The sequence below is a fragment of the Kaistia defluvii genome, assembly GCF_026343955.1.
In the GTDB taxonomy this organism is placed as follows: domain Bacteria; phylum Pseudomonadota; class Alphaproteobacteria; order Rhizobiales; family Kaistiaceae; genus Kaistia; species Kaistia defluvii.
In genome coordinates, this window is sequence record NZ_JAPKNI010000004.1 from 186,522 (window position 1) to 205,695 (window position 19,174).

At 66.4% G+C, this 19,174-nt stretch carries 20 protein-coding genes; 3 read left to right on the top strand and 17 right to left on the bottom strand.

Features of this window, described 5'->3' with window-relative positions:
* Nucleotides 1–22: 22 nt before the first annotated feature.
* The 7 genes from phnL to phnG are packed head-to-tail and all read right to left on the bottom strand — an operon-like array spanning nt 23 to nt 5,122.
* Nucleotides 23–730 carry a phosphonate C-P lyase system protein PhnL gene (gene phnL / locus OSH10_RS11920; RefSeq protein ID WP_266331963.1) on the bottom strand — a complete coding sequence of 236 codons (708 nt, stop codon included), beginning with the start codon at nt 728–730 and terminating at the stop codon, nt 23–25.
* Complete coding sequence (gene phnK / locus OSH10_RS11925) at nt 727–1,515, bottom strand: phosphonate C-P lyase system protein PhnK (protein WP_407660708.1); 789 nt, start codon at nt 1,513–1,515, stop codon at nt 727–729. The genes phnL and phnK overlap by 4 nt, the downstream gene beginning before the upstream one ends.
* On the bottom strand, nt 1,512–2,042 hold the full coding sequence (locus OSH10_RS11930) for a GNAT family N-acetyltransferase (protein WP_266331964.1): 531 nt from the start codon (nt 2,040–2,042) through the stop codon (nt 1,512–1,514). Before OSH10_RS11930 ends, phnK begins: the two co-directional genes overlap by 4 nt.
* Nucleotides 2,042–2,953 carry an alpha-D-ribose 1-methylphosphonate 5-phosphate C-P-lyase PhnJ gene (locus OSH10_RS11935; protein ID WP_266331965.1) on the bottom strand — a complete coding sequence of 304 codons (912 nt, stop codon included), beginning with the start codon at nt 2,951–2,953 and terminating at the stop codon, nt 2,042–2,044. Before OSH10_RS11935 ends, OSH10_RS11930 begins: the two co-directional genes overlap by 1 nt.
* The gene (locus OSH10_RS11940) at nt 2,950–4,044 is read right to left on the bottom strand and encodes a carbon-phosphorus lyase complex subunit PhnI (protein WP_266331967.1); all 1,095 of its coding nucleotides are present in this window, start codon (nt 4,042–4,044) and stop codon (nt 2,950–2,952) included. The genes OSH10_RS11935 and OSH10_RS11940 overlap by 4 nt, the downstream gene beginning before the upstream one ends.
* 2 nt (nt 4,045–4,046) lie before the next feature.
* On the bottom strand, nt 4,047–4,646 hold the full coding sequence (gene phnH / locus OSH10_RS11945) for a phosphonate C-P lyase system protein PhnH (RefSeq protein ID WP_266331968.1): 600 nt from the start codon (nt 4,644–4,646) through the stop codon (nt 4,047–4,049).
* Nucleotides 4,646–5,122, bottom strand: coding sequence for a phosphonate C-P lyase system protein PhnG (phnG, locus tag OSH10_RS11950; RefSeq protein ID WP_266331970.1), 477 nt, complete (start codon nt 5,120–5,122; stop codon nt 4,646–4,648). The genes phnH and phnG overlap by 1 nt, the downstream gene beginning before the upstream one ends.
* Nucleotides 5,123–5,206: 84 nt before the next feature.
* Between phnG and phnF the strand changes: the two genes are divergently transcribed.
* Nucleotides 5,207–5,968, top strand: coding sequence for a phosphonate metabolism transcriptional regulator PhnF (gene phnF / locus OSH10_RS11955; RefSeq protein WP_266331972.1), 762 nt, complete (start codon nt 5,207–5,209; stop codon nt 5,966–5,968).
* 203 nt (nt 5,969–6,171) lie between these two features.
* Here phnF and phnE (OSH10_RS11960) read toward each other — a convergent pair whose 3' ends face one another.
* The 7 genes from phnE (OSH10_RS11960) to OSH10_RS11990 all read right to left on the bottom strand — a co-directional run bounded on the left by phnE (OSH10_RS11960) (nt 6,172) and on the right by OSH10_RS11990 (nt 13,707).
* The gene (gene phnE, locus OSH10_RS11960; RefSeq protein ID WP_266331973.1) at nt 6,172–7,062 is read right to left on the bottom strand and encodes a phosphonate ABC transporter, permease protein PhnE; all 891 of its coding nucleotides are present in this window, start codon (nt 7,060–7,062) and stop codon (nt 6,172–6,174) included.
* Entirely contained in the window at nt 7,059–7,943 is an 885-nt protein-coding gene (phnE, locus tag OSH10_RS11965) for a phosphonate ABC transporter, permease protein PhnE (protein ID WP_266331974.1), read from the bottom strand. The genes phnE (OSH10_RS11960) and phnE (OSH10_RS11965) overlap by 4 nt, the downstream gene beginning before the upstream one ends.
* 118 nt (nt 7,944–8,061) lie before the next feature.
* Nucleotides 8,062–9,000 carry a phosphonate ABC transporter substrate-binding protein gene (gene phnD, locus OSH10_RS11970; protein WP_266331975.1) on the bottom strand — a complete coding sequence of 313 codons (939 nt, stop codon included), beginning with the start codon at nt 8,998–9,000 and terminating at the stop codon, nt 8,062–8,064.
* A 59-nt stretch (nt 9,001–9,059) separates the two neighbouring features.
* Nucleotides 9,060–9,866 carry a phosphonate ABC transporter ATP-binding protein gene (gene phnC, locus OSH10_RS11975; RefSeq protein ID WP_266331976.1) on the bottom strand — a complete coding sequence of 269 codons (807 nt, stop codon included), beginning with the start codon at nt 9,864–9,866 and terminating at the stop codon, nt 9,060–9,062.
* Nucleotides 9,867–10,114: 248 nt separating this feature from the next.
* Nucleotides 10,115–10,885: an IclR family transcriptional regulator gene (locus OSH10_RS11980; protein WP_266331978.1), complete on the bottom strand. Its 771-nt coding sequence runs from the start codon at nt 10,883–10,885 to the stop codon at nt 10,115–10,117.
* Between the two features lie 52 nt (nt 10,886–10,937).
* Nucleotides 10,938–12,134, bottom strand: a complete 1,197-nt coding sequence (locus OSH10_RS11985) for an adenosylhomocysteinase (protein ID WP_266331980.1) — start codon at nt 12,132–12,134, stop codon at nt 10,938–10,940.
* Between the two features lie 109 nt (nt 12,135–12,243).
* Nucleotides 12,244–13,707, bottom strand: a complete 1,464-nt coding sequence (locus tag OSH10_RS11990) for a glucosamine inositolphosphorylceramide transferase family protein (protein ID WP_266331982.1) — start codon at nt 13,705–13,707, stop codon at nt 12,244–12,246.
* 79 nt (nt 13,708–13,786) lie between these two features.
* Between OSH10_RS11990 and OSH10_RS11995 the strand changes: the two genes are divergently transcribed.
* Complete coding sequence (locus OSH10_RS11995; RefSeq protein WP_266331983.1) at nt 13,787–14,857, top strand: glycosyltransferase; 1,071 nt, start codon at nt 13,787–13,789, stop codon at nt 14,855–14,857.
* Nucleotides 14,858–14,860: 3 nt separating this feature from the next.
* On the opposite strand, the gene OSH10_RS12000 is transcribed toward OSH10_RS11995, so the two are convergent.
* Together OSH10_RS12000 and OSH10_RS12005 are read right to left on the bottom strand one after the other, a co-directional pair.
* Nucleotides 14,861–16,057: a glycosyltransferase gene (locus OSH10_RS12000; RefSeq protein ID WP_266331984.1), complete on the bottom strand. Its 1,197-nt coding sequence runs from the start codon at nt 16,055–16,057 to the stop codon at nt 14,861–14,863.
* Between the two features lie 13 nt (nt 16,058–16,070).
* A complete protein-coding gene (locus OSH10_RS12005; RefSeq protein ID WP_266331985.1) occupies nt 16,071–16,850 on the bottom strand; it encodes a WecB/TagA/CpsF family glycosyltransferase in 780 nt (259 codons plus the stop codon).
* Nucleotides 16,851–17,012: 162 nt separating this feature from the next.
* On the opposite strand from OSH10_RS12005, the gene OSH10_RS12010 reads away from it, so the two are divergent.
* Nucleotides 17,013–18,113 (top strand): endo-1,4-beta-xylanase, encoded by a 1,101-nt coding sequence (locus OSH10_RS12010; RefSeq protein WP_266331987.1) that lies wholly within the window; start codon nt 17,013–17,015, stop codon nt 18,111–18,113.
* Here the strand turns inward: OSH10_RS12010 and OSH10_RS12015 are convergent.
* Nucleotides 18,110–19,171 (bottom strand): glycosyltransferase, encoded by a 1,062-nt coding sequence (locus OSH10_RS12015; protein WP_266331989.1) that lies wholly within the window; start codon nt 19,169–19,171, stop codon nt 18,110–18,112. The genes OSH10_RS12010 and OSH10_RS12015 overlap by 4 nt on opposite strands.
* Nucleotides 19,172–19,174 lie beyond the last annotated feature (3 nt).

The following is a 19,174-nucleotide window of genomic DNA, read 5'->3' on the forward strand; positions in this document are numbered from 1 at the left end:
CGATCTCGTTTGCTCTAAGCTCTCAGGCCGCCTTGGAGGAGGCGAATTCCGTCACGTCGACGATGCGGTCGGCGACCAATTCGCGGACATCGTCATCGTGGAAGATGCCGATGATCGCAGCACCAGCGCGCTTCTTCTCCTCGATCAACCGCACCACGACGGCGCGGTTGGCAGCGTCGAGCGAGGCGGTCGGTTCGTCGAGCAGCAGGATCGGCCGGTCGGCCGCGAGGCCGCGTGCGATGTTGACGCGCTGCTGCTCGCCGCCGGAGAAGGTTGCCGGCGGCAGGCTCCAGAGCCGCTCCGGCACGTTCAGCAGCGTCAGCAGGCGCTCGGCCCGCGCCCAGGCTTCCGCCTGCGGCACGCCACTATCGGTCGCGGCGCCCGCGACGATATCAAGCGACGATACACGGGGGATGACGTGCAGGAACTGGCTGACATAGCCCATCACCGAACCGCGCAGCGCCAGGATGCGGCGCGGCTCGGCTGTGGCGACATCGACCTGCTCCTCGCCGTCGCGCACCAGGATGCGGCCGTGATCGCAGCGATAGTTGCCGTAGATCATCTTGAGAATGGAGGATTTGCCGGCGCCCGAGGGGCCGCCGAGCACGACGCATTCGCCGGGCTTCACGCCAAAGGAGACATTGTCGACGACGCTGATTTTCATGCCGTCGCGCAGATGCAAAGTGAAGGCCTTGGAGACGCCTTCGAGGGTGACGAGATCATGGATCATGCTGCGAGCACCGAGGAAACGAGAAGCTGGGTGTAGGCTTCGCGCGGATCGTCCAGCACCTGGTCGGTGAGGCCGGTCTCGATCACCCTGCCCTGCCGCATCACCATGATGCGGTGCGACAGCAGGCGGGCGACGGCGAGGTCGTGGGTGACGATGATGACCGCGAGGCCGAGTTCCGAGACCAGGCCGCGGATCAGGTCGAGCAGGCGCGCCTGCACCGAGACGTCGAGGCTCGACGTCGGCTCGTCCATAAAGACGAGGCGCGGATGGGTGACGAGATTGCGGGCGATCTGCAGACGCTGGCGCATCCCGCCGGAGAAGCTCTTCGGCAGGTCATCGATGCGCTCGGGCTCGATCTCGACCCGGTTGAGCCAGTCGCTCGCCGTGTCGCGGATACGGCCATAGTGCCGGCCGCCGACCGCCATCAGCCGCTCGCCGACATTGCCGCCGGCCGAGACGCCCATGCGCAGGCCATCGCGCGCATCCTGGCGGACGAAGCCCCAGTCGGTGCGCAGCAGGAAGCGGCGCTCGGCCTCGGTGAGATCGAACAGGTTCCGCGTCTGGCCATCGCGCATCCGGTAATTGACGGCGCCGGCGGTCGGCCGAAGCTCGGTCGCGAGCAGGCTGAGCAGGGTCGACTTGCCCGAGCCGGATTCCCCGACCACCGCCAGCACCTCGCCCTCATAAAGGTCGAAATTCACATCGCGGCAGCCGAGCCGCTGGCCGTAATGCTTGCCGAGATTGCGGGCGGAAAGCAGCGGCTTGTCGTTCAGCTTCGCCATCATGATGCGGCTCCGTCGATGGAGGTCTCGGCATGACCCTCTCCCGCTTTGCGGGAGAGGGAGACAGAAGTGCCCGGACCCGGCACCGGCTCCAACCGAAAGCTGAAGCCGTATTTCTCGAAGCCGAGGCTTTCGTAGAAGGCGTGCGCCCGGGTCGACCTGATGTTGGAGGAGAGCGCCACCTTGTAGGCGCCCTTCGCTTCGGCCAGCCTAAAGGCCTGCTGGATCATGGCGCGGCCGATGCCCTCGCCCTGATGACCGCTGGCAACGACGACGTTCTCGACCAGCGCCGACGACATGCCCCAATGGGCGAGATTGTCGATCACCATCAGCGAGAAGGTGCCGACGACCTCGCCATCCGCCTCGACGCAATAGGCGGCGAAGTCGGGATATTGCGCCATGCGAGCGAGCGTCGCCCTGGCCACCTCAAGCGAGGTGACGCGGCCATTGTTGAAATCCGGCTGGGCATAGAGCGCGAGCAGCGCCGGCAGGTCAGCCTCGGTCGCCTTGCGAACGGAGATACCGGCCATCACGACGCCCCTCCGATCGCATGCAGCCCCGGCGCCTCGCCGGAAAGCTCGCCACGATGGCCATCGGCCCGACGTTCCTCGCAATAATCGGAGTCCGAGCAGACGAACATCCGCCCGCCGCGATCATCCAGCACGACCTCGTCGAGATAGACGTTGGTCGCGGCGCAGAGCGCGCAGGGTTTGTCGAAGCGCTGCACCTCGAAGGGATGATCCTCGAAGTCGAGGCTGCGCACCTTGGTGAAGGGCGGCACGGCATAGATGCGCTTCTCGCGACCCGCGCCGAACAATTGCAAAGCCGGCGACATGTGCATCTTCGGATTGTCGAATTTCGGCGTCGGCGACGGGTTCATGACGTAGCGATCCGCCACCTCAACCGGATAGTCGTAGGTCGTAGCGATATGGCCGTGGCGCGAGATGTCCTCGTAGAGCTTCACATGCATCAGCCCGTAATCGGCGAGCGCATGCAGCTTGCGGGTTTCGGTCTCGCGCGGCTCGAGAAAGCGCAGCGGCTCCGGGATCGGCACCTGGAAGACGATCGTCTGCTTTTCCGTAAGCTGCCGTTCCGGGATGCGGTGGCGCGTCTGGATGATCGTCGCGTCCCTGGTCTCGGTCGTCGTCGCGACGCCCGCCGTCTTGGCGAAGAACTTGCGGATCGAGACGGCATTGGTGGTGTCGTCCGAACCCTGGTCGATCACCTTCAGCACGTCATCGGGGCCGATGATCGCCGCCGTCACCTGCACGCCGCCCGTGCCCCAGCCATAGGGCATCGGCATTTCGCGGCTGGAGAAGGGAACCTGATAGCCGGGGATGGCGATCCCCTTCAGGATCGCGCGGCGGATCATCCGCTTCGTCTGCTCGTCGAGATAGGCGAAGTTGTAGCCGTTCGCCTGCGGTGCTGCCACGGCGCTCATTCGGCCGCCTCCTTCAGCTCTTGCTGGCGCGCCGCATATTCGGAGCGCATCTTTCGGACGAGCCCGAGCTCGGCCTGGAAATCGACATAGTGCGGCAGCTTCAGATGCTCTACGAAGCCGGTCGCCTGGACGTTGTCGCAGTGGGACAGCACGAATTCCTCGTCCTGCGCCGGGGCGGTGACATCCTCGCCGAACTCGCGGGTCCGGAGCGCCCGGTCGACCAGCGACATCGCCATCGCCTTGCGCTCGCTCTGGCCGAACACCAGCCCGTAGCCGCGCGTGAACTGCGGCGGCAGCTCGGCCGAACCATGGAACTGGTTGACCATCTGGCACTCGGTCAGCGAGACGGGCCCGAGCGGCACGGCGAAGCCGAGCTCTTCCGGCACGAACTCGGCCATCACCTCGCCGAAGCGGATTTCGCCGACGAACGGGTGCGTGCGGCCATAGCCGCGCTGCGTCGAATAGCCGAGCGCCAGCAGAAAACCCTCGTCGCCGCGAGCGAGCGCCTGCAGGCGCAGATCGCGATCGGCCGGGAAGTCGAGCGGCGCGCGGGTCAGATCGCCGACTTCCGCCGTGTCATCGGGAAGCTCCGCCTCGATCAGCCCCTGGCCGTCGAGCAGGTCGGTCACGCGCGGCGTCGCCTCGAAATCGGTCTCGACTTCGGCAGGTGCCGGCGGAGCGACGCCGGCCGCCAGCATGAAATCGATCAGGCGGTGGGTGTAATCGAAGGTTGGCCCCAGCACCTGCCCGCCGGGCAGATCCTTGAAGGTGGCCGAGATGCGGCGTTCGATCGCCATGGCGCCGGTATCGACCGGTTCGCCATTGCCGAAGCGCGGCAAGGTGGTCCGGAAGGCGCGGACGAGGAAGATGGCCTCGATCAGATCGCCACGCGACTGCTTGATCGCGAGCGCGGCCAGGGCCGGATCATAGAGCGAGCCTTCGGCCATGACACGGTCGACGGCGAGCGCCAGCTGGGTTTCGATCTGGTCGGGGGAGAGATCGGGGACCGAGACGGGACCGCGACGCTCATGGGCGAGAAGCCCATGCGCATTGTCGATCGCTTCCTCGCCACCCTTGACGGCGACATACATGATCAGACCTCCGAAACGAGTGTCGTGCGCGGCAGCGCCGCGACTTGGCGGGCGCCGACGAAAACCAGATCGACGCCGCGCGGAAATTTCGCGCGGTTGGCGGCGAGTTGAACGGCAAGGCCGGCAGGCCGGGGCGAGAGATCGAAGCGGGTGCGATCCTCGATGCCGGGGCCGATCAGTTCGAGATCGCCGCCGGCGGCAAGTGTCTCGACGGCGATGACGATCGTCGTCGAGCGATCGGGATATTCGTCGGTCCCCTGCGCGAAGCTTGCGAGCGTCGGCATCGCAGCCACGTCGGCGACCAGCGCGAAGGCGGCGTCGGACGGGTTGGCGACCAGGCGGGCGCCGGTATGGAAGCGGAGATAGTCGACAACCGCCTTCGAGGCGGCGAGCGTCTCGTCGAGCCAGAGCGTCGCCTCATGATCGGCCAGCGTCAGCGCGACGGCGGCGAGTTCCCGCGTCAGCGGCGCGGGGGCGTCGAGGGCTGCCGGGAAAGGCTGGACCGAACCCGGACGCGCCAGTGCGTTCATCAGCGCGTGAAAATGCGCCTGCGCCTCGATGACGGGATCGGCAAAGCCGGCGGTGATAGCGAGGGCGGACATCAATCCTCTCCGCGAACCATGGTGAAGAAATTGACCCGGGTCGCGGCGACGCGGCGGGCCTTGGCGGCGGTTTCCCCGGTGATCCGGTCGCGGATCGGCGTCAGCACGCGCTCGACGGCGGCGCGCTCCTGACCCTGCCAGAGCGCGTCCAGAATGGCTGATATCCGCGCCTTGGCACTGTCGCGGCCGAGCTGGTAGGCGAATCCGGTTCGGCCGTCCTCCAGCCGAACTGCGGCGCGCGTGACCGTCGCCTCGCCGAGGTTGAAGGCCCGGCCATCGCCGCCCATCCGGCCCCGCAGCATGACAAGACCGTTTTCCGTCCCGCGCAGATCGCTCGCCGGCGGGATATCGCCGAGCCCCTGCAGGGCGTGATCGAGCTCGGCGGTCGTCGCGCCGGTGCAGGTCGCCATCACCGCCTGGCGGGCGGCGATTTCGGGGTCGGTTGCCGGCTTGGCGCCGTTCGTTTCCTGTCGCATGACCAGATCCATCACCTACGAGGCTTCTCATTCGAGTTGTCTAATGATATAGACAACCAAATGAATAGGTCCAGTGACGATTTGATGACAGACACAGTGCTCCCGGCCGACGACAACGGCGTGACGGAAGTGGCGCGGGGGCGCGGCATCGCCGCCTGGCGGCAGATCGCCGACGAGATCGAGGCGGATATCCGCAGCGAGCGCCTGCGCGCCGGCATGCAGCTCCCCACGGAGAGCCAGCTCGCCACCCGCTTCGCGGTCAACCGCCATACGGTCCGGCGCAGCCTCGCCGAGCTCGCGGCGCGCGGCCTCGTGCGGGCGACGCAGGGGCGCGGCACTTTCGTCGAGGCAAGACCGTTGCCCTACCCGATCGGCGCCCGCACGCGCTTCTCGGAAAACGTCTCCCGCGCCGGGCGCGAAGCCGGCGGCAAGCTGCTGGAGACGCATGAAACGGTGGCGGATCCCGGAGTCGCCAAGGCACTGGCGATCGCGGAAGGCGCGCCGGTTGTCCGGCTCGACACCGTCCGCATGGCCGATGGCAGCCCGATCTCGCTCGGCAACGCCTATTTCCCCCTGCCCCGCTTTGCCGGGCTGGTCGATGCCTATCGCGCGGTCGGCACGGTGACGCAGGCGTTGGAAGCCTGCGGCGTCGGCGATTATCGCCGGCTGGAGACGCGGATCTCGGCGCGGCCAGCGGGCGCGGACGAGGCGCAGAAGCTAGACTTGGCGCCGGGCCGCCTGTTGCTGACGGTCGAGAGCGTCAATGTCGATCCCGCTGGCACACCGATCCAGTTCACCCGCGCGGCTTTTTCCGCCGACCGGACGGAGCTGGTGGTCGAGAGCTGAGGGGCCTCACGGGAGAGGTTGAAGATAGTGCGTGCTTCGAGATGCCGCTCTGCGAGCGGCTCCTCAGCATGTTGGGTTTGAAAGCTTCTCCAAAAGGAAGAGGCCTGCGACGGCCAAGACCTATCCGCAGACCTCTGACTCAACATGCTGAGGAGCCCGCATCGCGGGCGTCTCGAAGCACGCACGCCCCTTCGGGACAGCCCTCACACCATCTTCGACTTGCCGATCACCGCCATGCGCAGCTTGGACGAGATGAAGTCGATGACCGCAACGGTGACCAGGATCATCAGGATCAGGAAGGCGACCTGCTTCAGCTCGAGCACGCGGATCAGTTCGGTGAGATACGCACCGACGCCGCCGGCGCCGACAATGCCGATGATCGTCGCCGAGCGGACGTTGGATTCGAAGAAGTAGAGCACCTGGCTGGCGATCACCGGCAGAACCTGCGGCACCAAGCCGAAGCGGACCTGATGCGCCTTGCTGCCGCCGGACGCCGCGATGCCCTCGGTCGCCTTGCCATCGGTCGCCTCGATCGCCTCGGAGAACAGCTTTCCAAACGCGCCGAAATCGGCGCAGGCGATGGCGAGCGCGCCGGCGAACGGGCCGAGGCCCACCACGTTGATCCACATCAGCGCCCAGATCAGCGTGTCGACCGAGCGGAACACGTCAAACGTCCGGCGGGCGCCGAAATGGACGAAGATGTTGGGAATGACGTTCTTGGCGGCCAGGAACGCCACCGGAAACGCCAGGATCGCCGCCGTCAGCGTGCCGAGGAACGCGATCGCCAGCGTCTCCCCGAGCGCGATGGAAAAGGCCATGAACCGGCCCTCGGGCGCCGGCGGAATCATCAGCACGGCGAACTGGCCGAGACGGTGCAGACCGTTCCAGATCCTGACCAGAGAGAAATCGAGCCAGACCATGGCGGCTAGCGCCAGCAGTACCATCGCCAGCGGTAGGCCGATCATCAGGATCCGCCGCGCCGCCGACTTGGCGAAGGCGGCCGGGTGGCGCTGTTTCAGGCCGTCGAGATCGGCCAGCGCCGTCTCGCGGATGGCGCGCTTGCCAGGAGAAATCGCGGGGACGGCGGTGTTCATCGCATGCGCTCCATGCCGATCAGCCGATGACGGACCTGCTCCGTGCCGAGATCGATCAGGATCACGGTGGTGATGATCATCAGGAGGATGGCGCTGACGTCGGTGTAGTAGAAATTGCGAATGGCGATCAGGAACTCCTGGCCGATGCCGCCGGCACCGACGAAGCCCATGACGCCCGCGCCGCGGACATTGATCTCGAAGCGCAGCAGCGCATAGGAGGCGAAGCCGGACGAGACCTGCGGCAGCACGCCGAAGCGCACGACCTGCAGCCAGGAGGCGCCGGTCGCCTGAAGTCCCTCTACGGGCTTCATGTCGATGTTCTCGACCACCTCGGCGAACAGCTTGCCGAGCGCGCCGACCGTGTGGATCGTCAGCGCCAGCACGCCCGCCATCGGACCGAGGCCGAAGGCGATGACGAAGATCAGCGCGAAGACGATATCGGGGACGGTACGGCAGAATTCGAGGAAGCGCCGGGCGACGAATCGCGTCGTCTTGTTGCGGACGAGGTTGGCCGAGGCGAAGAAGCAGAGGCAGAAAGCCAGAATGCCGCCCAGGAACGTGCCGAGATAGGCAATCAGGATCGTCTCGACCAGCAGCCGAAACCAGGCGCCGAAATTCCAGTACCAGTTGGCCAGGTCGGCAAAGAAGTTGCCGAAGGTCAGCGTCGGCAGCGTGCGTCCGATGAAGGAGCCGAAATTGCCGATATTCGTGATCAGCTTCCACGGGCGGATATCCGCCATCTGGCCGCTGATGACGATCAGCACCAGGAGGACAGCGAAAGCGCCGAGCGTTTTCATCCGCTTGGCCGCGACGGAACTGGCATAGGCACGGCTGAGCGCCGCTGCCTGCTGGTCCGGAAGCTTTGCAATGGCGGTCGCCAAGGGCCGTCTCCGCTTGTTCTTCATCCGCCCCCGACGGGACGGACAACCGCGACATGCGGCCGGTTACGAAAAAAGGCGGCCGGATAGACCGGCCGCCTCCCGAAAGGCTGGAAGAGGCTCAGGAGCCCTTCTTGCGCTGCTCGTCGTTGAACTTCACCATGTCGATGACCGGCTGAAGGGTTGCCGGCTCGACGGCGACGAACTCGGTGTCCTTGCCGTCAGAAAGCGACGCGAAAGCCTTGGCATCGTTCTTCGGCATGTCGAGGAAGGCCTGCTTGATCTGGGCCTTCATGTCGGCCGGCAGAGCCGACAGGACCGAATACGGGCCTTCCGGCAGGAAGTCGGTCTTGAAGACGATGCGGAAGTCTTCCTTCGTCATCGGCTTGCCGTCGGCATCCTTCAGGATGCCCTTCGAGATCATGCGGGTCAGGTTGGAATCGTCTTCCGAGTTCCAGGAATTCGCAGCGGCGTCGACGGTGCCCTGGGCGAGCGCCAGGACGGCGTTGTCATGGCTGCCGGCGAAGATCGCCTTGCCGAAGAACGAGTCGACGTCCTTGCCATCGCGATGCAGGAAGAAGCGCGGGGCGTTGTTGCCCGAGGTCGAGTTGGAATCGACCAGCGCCAGCGTCTTGCCCTTCAGGTCGTCGATCGACTTGTAGGGGCCGTTGGCGAGCGTGTAGATCACGGAATAATAGCCAGTGGCGCCGTTCGAATGACGGGGCACGACGACCGGATCGATCTCGACGCCGGTCAGCACGGCGCGGGCATAGGAAGCCGGGCCGTACATGGCGATCTGGGCATTGCCGGCGCGCTGCGCCTCGATCACGGCGGCGTAGTCGGTGGCAACCGCCAGCTTGACCGGAACGCCGAGCTGCTTGCCGAGATAGTCGGCCAGCGGCTGGTAACGGTCGGCGGTGGTCGAGGCGTTCTCGGCCGGGATGACGGCGATCGTCAGCTCGGGATACTCGGCCTTCCAGTCGGCGAAGGCGGGCGAAGCCACGCCGGCCAGCGCAAGGCCAGCGACGGCGGCGCCGATCAGGGTACGACGGTTCAACATCGGTAGTCTCCAGGTTTTGGCGGTGCCGTATCGACACCGATTTGGAAGCAGTGTCGGGATCAGGCCGCGGCGGCGATGGCGCCGCGGAAACGTTCCGGCGCAACCGCCGGATCGAAATCGAGAACATCATCGGCCTCGAGGCCGTAGAGGTCGCGGGCGACATCCTCGGTCAGCTCTTCGGGAACGCCGTCGAAGACGACGCGGCCGGCCGACATGCCGATCAGCCGGTCGCAATAGGTGCGGGCCAGATCGAGCGAGTGGAGGTTGCACATGACGGTGATGCCGTAGTGGCGATTGATGCGCAGCAGCGCATCCATCACGACCTTGGTGTTGCGCGGGTCGAGCGAGGCGATCGGCTCGTCGGCGAGAATGATCTCGGGCTCCTGCACCAGCGCACGGGCAATCGCGACGCGCTGCTGCTGGCCGCCGGAAAGGCTGTCGGCGCGTTGGGCGGCCAGCGCCGAGATATCGAACTGCTCCAGCGCCGAAAGCGCCACGGCACGATCCTCGTCCTTCCAGAGCTGCAGCAACGAGCGCGGCGTCGAGACGGTGTTGAGGCGGCCCATCAGAACGTTGGTCAGGACGTCGAGGCGGCCGACCAGGTTGAACTGCTGAAAGATCATGGCGCAGCGGGCGCGCCAGTCACGCAGGTCTTTGCCGCGAAGCTTGGTGACGTCGACATCGCCAAAGCGGATCGAGCCGGCGGTCGGATCGACCAGGCGGTTGACCATGCGCAGCAGGGTCGACTTGCCGGCGCCGGAGCGTCCTATCACGCCAACAAAGCTGCCGGAGCCGATCGTCAGGCTGACGTCGCTGACGGCTGCCTTGTTGTTGAAGTGTCGTGCGACGCCGTCCAGTACCAACATGCAATGATCTCCTCGTTGGGCGGATCATGCATTTTCGAAGCAAATCTTTTGTGACAGGCGACCTACCCTGTGCATCACTGTCGAAGCACACGAAGACAAAGTAGAAATCGACTTCGCCGGCTCATTCATCGTTGCGTCACACAGTCAGGGCGCCACGCCGCCGACGGCATTCGCAGCGGAGATTCTGTCAGCGCGGCGCGCTCCCTCCGGTAGGTTTCGCGGTTGGAGAGGATCGCGGTCGGCCCCGCCTAAGTGCCCTCGCCCCGGATCGCGGCATGGATCGCAGCGGCTGCCGTCTGCGCCGCTTCGCGGACCTCGCCGATCGGCCGCCGGCTATAGCTTGTCGCGACATAGGGGACGGTGAGCGCCGCGACGACACGGCCATCGCGGCTCCGGATCGGGAAGGCGAGATCGGTTATGCCGGGTTGCAGGCTATCCGGATCCTCCTCGAAACCCTGCTCGCGAATGAGGGCAAGCCGCCCCAGCATGGTCGCCCGCTCCGCCTCGGGAATGGACAGATCGAGCCAGGGGCGCGCCGAGGCTTCCGGCTCGAAAGCCATCAGCATCCGGCCGGTGGCGCTTTCAAACAGCGGAAACGTCGCTCCGGCCCGCACGCGGAATCCAAACGGGCTCGGGCTGTCGATCTGCGCGATGACGACAACCCGCCCGGCATCATGGATGCTCAGATTGCTGGATTGACCGATCGCCTCGCTCAAGCTGCGCATCGCCGGCAGCGCCATGTCGATCAGGCCGCGCATCGGCTCCTGCCGGTGGGCGATCTCGAACAGCATCAGCGACAGGAAATAGAGCCCGGACGGACGCGCGCGAAACAGATATCCGCGCCGTTCCAGCGTCACCAGCGTGCGGTAGATCTGGTTGACCGATCGATCGACCGCCGCTGCGATTTCGCCGAGCGTCATCCCCTCCTTGCTGCCGGCCAGAAGCTCAAGGATATCGAGCGCCTTGTCGAGGGCGGGCACGCCGTAGTTCGGGCTTTCGATACCGCCTTCGTCCACCATCCGATTGCCTGCTCCTGATTCATCCTGCCGCGCCGATGGCGACAGGCGGCTTCTACAGATCCGCCCCCATCTCGGCCACCATGCGGCGAGCGATCGTCTGGTTGATATCGTCCGGGACCGGCTGGGCGCCCGGCACCAGCGCGGTGCGGCGAGCCCCCGCGACCCGCGCCAGCGACAGCGCCTGCAGCATGAAACCGATATCCATCGACTCGATCGAATTGCCCTTGGGCTCGCGGCCGGCGAGATTGAACATCCGCCCATCCGCCACCAGCACGACGTGCCGGCCATCGGCAAGCTCGATCCGCTCCAGCGAGTCGTCCACCAGTTCCGAGCCGGTCGCCTGCGCCCGCAGGGCGGCAACATCGATCTCCCACGGGAAATGGCCGGAATTGGCGAGGATCGCGCCCGAGCGCATCCTTGCGATCGCCGTTTCGCCAAGAACGCCGGGACGGCCCGTCGCGGTGATGAAGACCTCGCCCCACCCGGCCAGGTCCTCGATCTTTCCAACCCGATAGCCGTCGAGCGCCGCTTCCAGCGCCTTGATCGCATCGGTCTCGACCACGGCCACGCGACCGCCGAGCGCATCCAGATATTGCGCGATGCCACGCCCGCACCAGCCATAGCCGACCACGACGAAACGGCGGCCAGGGATCATCAGATTGGTGATCCGCATGAAGCTTTCGACGATCGACTGGCCGACGGCGTGGCGGTTCTCGGCGATCTGCTTCAACGGGCTGTCGTTGATGACGATGACCGGGAACGGCACCTTGCCGGCGAGTTCGTCGCGCAGGCGATCACCGCCGGATGTCGTCTCCTCCGTGCCGCCGCGGATCGATCCCACGGTGCCCGCCTCGATCGCCAGCGCGACCAGATCGGCGCCATTGTCGAGCAGGATGTCGGGACGCGCCGCGACGACCTTGGCGACGTTCTTCAGGTGCTGGTCCAGATCGTCGTCGCGCTTGCCATAGAGCTGCATGCCCTTGGCCTTGAGCACCGACACGATATCGTCCTGGGTCGAGCCGTGATTGCCGGTGCCGACGATCGCCGCGCCCCCGGCCTGGAGTACCTCGAGAAGCACCGCTGTCTTGGGCTCCAGATGCAGCGAAACACCGATGGAAAGGCTGGCGAAGGGCCGGTCGCGCTCGAAATCGGCGCGGACGCCGGCCAGCAGCCGCATGCGCGAACGAATCCAGTTGATGCGCTTTCCGCCGCGCTCGATCCGTTCGCTCTCCGTCAAGGCGTCGGCCATGTTTCGTCTCCCGCATCCATTTCCTATGCGAAAAACTTTTTCATATCTGTCGAGAGCGAGTCAATCCTACCCCCTCCCGTCCACCAGCTATGAAGGGTTGTTGGGGGCCTCAGCCGCGCGGGCCGAACAGGTCGATCACTTCCAGGCTCGCGCTTCGATTGAAGGTGTGCAGGCCGGTATTGTCGCCCCAGGGCAGCGCCATCGCCGACAGCGTCTGCGCATAGGCCTCGGACGTCAGCGTGCGGATTTCGGCAAAGCCCAGGGCCGCGCCATAGAGCCCGTCGCAATTCTGCACCGGCCGCACCAGCCGGCCGCCGATCTCGAGGATGCGGCCCGCAGGGCGTGCGGCGTGAAGATCGACCATCACCGGATTGCCGGGATGGGGCTGCCATGGGCCAAAGGGCGACGGCGCGCGATAAAGAGAGAGCGCGTCCCAGCTCGACGTCCAGCGTTCCCGGGAGCCGGCGAACATCCACCAGCTGTCGCCGAGCTTCTGCAGGGTCGCATCGCCGAGATCGACATTCTCCAGCAGCACGGAATGCAGCGTCCAGCGATCGGGGAACGGATCGGCGCGATAGAGTTCGACCGTACGGCGCGCGGACGTCTCGGGGATCATCCAGAGAGCGCCCTCATGCTCGAACAGGAACGGATAGGAGAGATGGCAATCCGTCTCGAAGACGACGCGCGGCCGCTCGATCTTGCCATCGCTGGCGATCTCGCTGAGCGAAAGGACACCCTTGCCCGTCGCGTAGGGGAATTCTTCGACAAAGAGATACCGTTTGCTCTCGCGTTCCCAGACGAACGGATCGGCATAGAATCGCTGGCCGTCATCGGCAAGCCGGCGAAAGCCGGCGGGGGTGATCACCGGCAACTCATCACCACCGGTCCGCTCGCGCCAGGCGACGAACCAGTTCGGCGCGCGGCCCAGCTGCCGTTCTATCCGGTGTCGCACGCGGGCGGACAGCGAAGCGGCAAGGAAGCCTGCCGCCGAGCGGTTGCGCTTGGCGGGAATCGGCGGCGCGGCAAGGGTGCCGGCCGGGATGCCCTCGACGAGGCGTGCCGCGTCATGCACCAGCATATGGGCGGCCCGGCCAAGCAGCATGCCGAGCGCCGCAGTCGCGCTGCGCGGATTCTCGACCGCAGGCCGCCACACGGAAAGAACCCGAGCGCCACAATCGGTCGCCAGCACCGTCTCGAAACAGGGCGCGCGTTCGTCGAGCACAGCCGCGAGCGCACCCGCTTCCAGCGGCTCGCCGTCGCAGCGGATCGTCAGGATATCGACCCCGCCGTTATCGCTTCCATCGCCACAGAGATCGATCCGAAGATCCGGAAACCACTCACCATCCGCAACCGGCAGATCGGGCCAGGCAGCGTGGGTCGCCATGGCGCCGTGTTCGGCGTGGAAAAGCGTGCGCTCCAGCCAGAACAGCGTGTGGGCGGATTTCGGCACGCAGCCGGTCGCCCTGCCCTTCGACAGGCGGATCTCGCAACGAGGCAACGCCCGCAGCCCGGCGACGACCTCGGCCTGCCAGGCGCGTAATTCGGACGGGTCGAGCCGGATATCGATCCGCATGGCATCTCTCTCCTTGGCGCGGCGCGCATTCGGCATTACGGCTCGATGCGATAGATTTGCACGCGGAACGAGCAGGCTAATGGCAAAGCGTAAGTATCTGTTTTACACGCGTTCGCTCGCCGGCGGCGGTGGAGCGGAACGCGTCTGGGCGCTGCTTGCCTCGCATTTCGCGTCCCAGGGCGACGAGGTCGTGCTCGCCGTCGACGGCGCGGGCGACGACGCAACCCCGCTTGATCCCGCCGTGCGTGTCGAGATCCTGCCACCCGGCAACCGCGCCGGTGTCGCCGGCCTCGCCCGTCTGCTTCGCCGCTTCAAGCCGGATATTGCGCTCTCCGCCCTATCCGGCAACGCCACCAAGCTGGCGCTCGCCAAGGTGCTGTGCGGCAGCCGCGTGCCGCTGGTCGTCTCGTTCCACGGCTTCGAGGAATACCGGACCGGCAAGCTCAGCGCCGCAGCCTATTACGGCATGCCGATCCTGACCAAGCTGTGCAGCCGAATCGTCTGCGTCTCCGAGACGCTGAAGACCGTGATGGTGGATCGCTGGGGCGCGGAAGCCGGAAAGACCGTGCGCATCTACAACCCCGTCCCCCTGCGCCCGACAGAAGTCGACGCGGAAAGCCTGGCGGCGCGGCCACCCGCCGTCGTTGCCATCGGTCGGCTGTCCCGCGAAAAGGGCTTTGGCGATCTGATCGAAGCCTTCGCCCTCGTCACGACGCATCATGCAACGCTGACCATCGCCGGCGAAGGGCCGGAGCGCGCCGCGCTGGAGGCGGTGGTCCGCAAACACGACCTCGATCGGAAGGTGAAGCTCGTCGGCTACACCGACCCGGCACCGCTCTACGCGCGGGCGCGTCTCTGCGTGATCCCGTCCCGCACGGAAGCCTTCGGCATGGTTGCCGTCGAGGCACTGGGCGCGGGGCTCCCCGTCGTCGCCACCGCCTGCGCCGGCCCGCGCGAAATCCTCCAGGGCAACACGTTCGGCAAGATCGTTCCGATTGGCGACACCAGGTCGATGGCCCATGCGATCGACGCGGCTCTTGCCAATCCCGGCGACCCGGCGCCGCGCATCGCCCGGGCAAGGCTGTTTTCGAGCGATGCCGGTTTTGCCGCCTGGCAGGCTCTGCTCGACGAGATCATGCGCAGGGGCTGAGGGTCAGGTACGGGCGGCCGCAAGCTGCCGGTGGCGTTCGAACAGCTTCGGCATCTGTATCTCGGTCGAGTAAGGAACCGCCCTGGCCCGGATCGCGCCGGGATCGAGCTGGCCCGACTGGATCTCGTCCCAAAGCTTCAGGAAGCCCGCGGTCATCGCCTCGGCCGAGGCGACCGGATCGGCCGGCCGCTCGACGAGAAAGCCGCTCTCCCCCTCAAGGATCAGCGGATCGAATTGCGGCAGGCGGATCGCGCCGACCGGGCGGCCGGTGGACAGCGATTCCAGCAGGTAGCAGGGCATGCCCTCGAAGAACGAGGTCAGCACGCCGGCATGACACTGCCGCATGATCGCGGAGACGCCTTCGGAGTTCTGGAAGCCATGGCGGATGGTGAACGGCTCGATCGCGGCGAATTCGGCGAAGCGATGGGGATCGCTGGTGCCGATATAGTGAAACTCGAAACGGCCATCGAGCGCCTCATGCAGTCGGCGCATCGTCTCGAACATCAAGGGCGGGTCCTTGAACGCGTCGAGGCGACCGGCGAAGACGATCCGGAATACCTCGCCTTCGGGAAACCGCGCCAGCGCAAAGCGGTCCATGTCGACCGAGACGGTCAGGAGCTCCGACTTCGCCACGAATTGCGGCATCACCTTCTTGAACCGCTCGATGATGTTCTGGTTGACGCAGACGATGCGGCTCGCCAGCCGCAGCGCGATGCGCTCGTTGACGGCATTGATGTACCAGAAGCGCTTGATCAGCGAATCCATCTGGTCCCTACGGCTGCCCTCGCCATGCACGAGTTGCACGACCGGGCGACCCAGCATTCGACCGATCGGCGCGAACTCGAAACGCTGCAGTTCGGTCGTCGCCTGCGGGGCCGCGCCCAAGCGACGGATGGTCGGCAGATATCGCAGCGCGCCCAGCGCAAAGCGCAGCGTCACCGATTGCCAGAGCTTCTTGGCCGCGCCGTGGATCTCCTTGTCGGGGATATGGACCACGGGGAGGAAGTCGATCGTGTGGTCGCCGACCGGCAGCTGGACTACCTTGCCAAGCTCGAGGTCGCCGCGCTCGTCAACTCCGACCAGCAGGACGGAGAAGTCCGGCGGATGGCGCTCGAACATGAGGCGGACATGGGTCTCGATGCCGCCGACCTTGGAGCCGCGCGGATCGATCGGATGCAGCATTGTCAGGCGGTGTTGCATTCCCCGATATTCCTCAGCCGCGACGCGAGCCCTTTAGCAGATAAGCGATGTAGTAGGCCATCGAGCGCGCATAGCGCATGCCGAGCCGGCGCGGCTCCTGGAGGAAGCGCCAGACCCATTCCGTGCCGGTGCGCTGGAAAGCGACCGGCGCGCGCTTGCTGTGGCCGGAGATGAAGTCGAGCGCGGCACCGATGCAGATATAGACGACGCCGCCGGCGCGCTGCGTGGCGGCGTGGGCGAACAATTCCTGCTTCGGCGCGCCGAGCGCGACGAAGCAGATGCCGGCGCCGGATGCGGCGATCCGGTCGGCGGCCGCCCTCGCCTCCGCGCCGTTCGGGTCGAAGCCGCGCGGCGGCGATTCCGATCCGGCGATCACCAGCCCCGGTATCTCGGTCCGCAGCTCCGCCGCCGCGGCATCGCGGATCGCGTCGGAAGTGCCGAACAGATGGATGGAAACACCTGACTCGGCCGCCGCCTGGCACAGCGGCACGACCAGGTCCGCGCCGGTGACGCGATCGACCGCCGCCCCCTGCCGCCGGGCGATGCTGACGACCGGCGCACCGTCGGCGGTGACATAGGTCGCCGCCGCATAGGCCTCGCGAAAGGCAGCATCGTCGCGCAACTTCACCAGATGATCGAGATTGAGCGTGAAGACGGAACCGCCTTGGCCGCTGCGGGCATCGGCAATGACGCGCCCGATCAGCTCGGCCTGCGTGGCGACATTGACGCGACCGGCATCGATGCGCACCAGGTCGGCGGGGACGGCCGATCGCGGGATGTCAGCGCTTGCCATGGTTGTCCGTTCGCATCTTTATTCCCGTGCTTCAACGCATGTCGGATCGCGACAGCGACGCGGTACCGGCGGAGATCCCGCGACCCGCAAGACGTCTTGTTTGCTACCGATATAGCTGAGAAGGTTAAGAAGACTGGAACCCGAGCGGGCACAGGTGACTTCATGAGAATTTCCCGCCGGGAGGTCCTGCGCCTCGGTGCCGCCCTTTCAGCCAGCGTGGCAGCGCAGGGCAGCCGCGCCCTGGCCCAGACGGACGGCGGCACGCTCGGCGCCATCGCGGAAAAGTCGGGCATCACCTTCGGAACGTCGATCGCCGCGGACACTATGGAGATCCCCGCCCAGGCGGCGCTCTATCTGCATCAGGCGCGGATCTTCACCGTCGACTGGGCGCTGATGTTCGGCAATCTGCGGCCCGAGGCAAACCTCTTCCTGCCGGGCGACGCCGAGGCCATCCTGGCTTTTGCCGACGCTGGCAACCTGCCGGTACATGGCCACGCGCTGGCCTGGAACGAAAGCCGGCCGGATTGGCTGATGTCGCTCTCCAAGGCCGGGAAGCAGAAGGCGCTCGACCGGCATATCGACGAGACCGTCGGCTATTTCGCCGGGCGATTGCCATCCTGGAACGTCGTCAACGAGCCATTCTGGCCGGGCCATGGTCTCGACGGCGGGTTTCGCGATGGGCCCTGGCTGCAGGCGTTCGGCCAGGACTATGTCAGCCGGGCGTTCAAGCGGGCGCAGGCGGCCGACCCAAAAGCCCGGCTCGTGCTGAACGAAGCGATGGCCGAAGTCTGGAACGACGACGGCGCCAAGATCCGCGCCGGGCTGCTCAGGCTGGTCGACCGTCTCCAGCAGGACGGCGTGCGGCTCGATGCGGTGGGGCTGCAGGGCCATCTCGACCCGGCACGGCCTTACGACGATGCCGGCTTCACCGACTTCCTGCATCAGCTTGCAGAGCGCAAGATCGACATCATGATCACGGAACTGGATGTCGATGACAGCAGTCTTCCCGACGATATCCCGACGCGCGATGCGGCCGTTGCCGCCCGCTACCGCGATTTCCTGAAGGCGGTTCTCGCGGTTCCGGCGGTGAACACGGTCATCACCTGGCAGCTTGCCGATTCCGCCAGCTGGTATGACCACGCCGCGCGCGAGGCGGATCCGGACGCGAAACGGCTGCCGCGCCCCCTGCCCTTCGACGCAGCCTTCCGGCCGAAGCCGGCCGCCGACGCCATCGCCGAGGCCCTCAGGAACCGCCGGACCTAGCCGCGCGCCGCAAGCTTGGCAGCCAGGCGCTCGATCAGCTGCGCGTGATCCCGATCGGCGGCTGCGTTCCAGCGGTCGAGATTGCCGCGAGCGCGCGCCGCAGCGGCGGCTAGGCCATCCGGGGCATCGACCAGCCGGGCGCGGATCTGCTGGGCCGCCGCATCCGGCCGGGCGGGATCGACAAGCAGGCCGGAATCGCCCAGCGCCTCGCGAAACACCTTGATGTCGGCGGCGATGGTCGCGAGACCGCCATGCTGCGCCTCGAGCGGCGCGAGGCCGAGGCCTTCATCATGCGACGTGGTGATCAGCGCATGCGCGGCCGCGATGAGGTCGCGCACCCGATCGGCCTCCTGATAGCCGTGCAGCGTGACATGCGGCATCGCCTTCAGCGCCTCGACCTCATTGCCCCAACCTAGCCTGCCGACAATGTCGAGTTGCGCATCGAGGCCGATCGCCTGCAGGGCGGCCACGATAGCCGCTGCCGCACGCAGGTTCTTGCGCGGCTCGACCGTGCCGATGGCGATGAGCCGGAGCGGCTGGCCGGCCGACCAGGAGCGAGGCCGGCCGGCCTGATCCGCAATGCAGAAGACATCGCGCACGCGGGGGCGATAGAGCGAGATATCCGCATCCGGCCGCGCGAAGGCGGAGACCTCCGACCGGGTCGTCTCGGAGTTGACGAGCAGCCATGGCAGGCGGCGCAGGGCGAAGCGGAAAGCGGGCGCCATGTAGGTCTGGGCGCGCCAGTTCAGGTCCTGCTTGCGGGTCAGCAGGAAGGTGTCGTGGATATAGGGAATGACGCGATCGCCAAACAGCGACAGGGGAATCGATGGCGGAAAGCCGGGGCAGAGCGCGAGCGAGCGCCGGTTGGAAGCCAGGCGCGCCGGCAGGCGCATGGTTTGCGCCACGATCATGCCGCGTGTGCCGGACGCGCGCAGCGGCTCGACGGCAAGGGGCGCGAGCGCAGCTGCGGAGAACAGCTCCAGCGTGATCCGCTCCAGCCCCGTCACATAGCGGCCGAGATGGCTCTCATCGACGTAGATAATGGGAGCCCGGGCCATGCT